The following is a 381-nucleotide window of genomic DNA, read 5'->3' on the forward strand; positions in this document are numbered from 1 at the left end:
TGGTCACTTTACAGATTGATTTATCCAAACCAATCGGCAGGCTGGTTTTTCCGGTTACTTTTCCAATAGTTACACTCATTTCTTTGGTAGCATAATCTTGTTTTTCGGCCCTGACAGCATAAGTCTTACCACATTCAACAGCAAAATGATACACTCCGGACGCATCTGAAACTGTAGTGTTTTTTATGATTTGATTCTCGTATAAAGTAACTTTTGTTTCTGGTAAAATTGCGTTTGTCTGCACATCGGTAATGATTCCTTCTAATTCCTGAACGCACTTTAGTTTGCGGGTTTCCAGAAATTTATAAATATCATCAGAACCCTGTCCGCCATCTTTATTGGAGCTGAAATAACCCCGTCCGGAAACCGGATCGATGCTGT

Annotated in this window: 1 protein-coding gene; it reads right to left on the reverse strand. The window is 39.6% G+C overall.

What is annotated here, in order from left to right; genetic code table 11:
- Positions 1 to 381, reverse strand: a 381-nt coding sequence (locus ACHRWY_RS27600; RefSeq protein ID WP_395359234.1) for a carboxypeptidase-like regulatory domain-containing protein, incomplete at both ends; no start/stop codon positions are given.

This window comes from Flavobacterium sp. FlaQc-48 (assembly GCF_044007335.1).
Lineage (GTDB): Bacteria > Bacteroidota > Bacteroidia > Flavobacteriales > Flavobacteriaceae > Flavobacterium.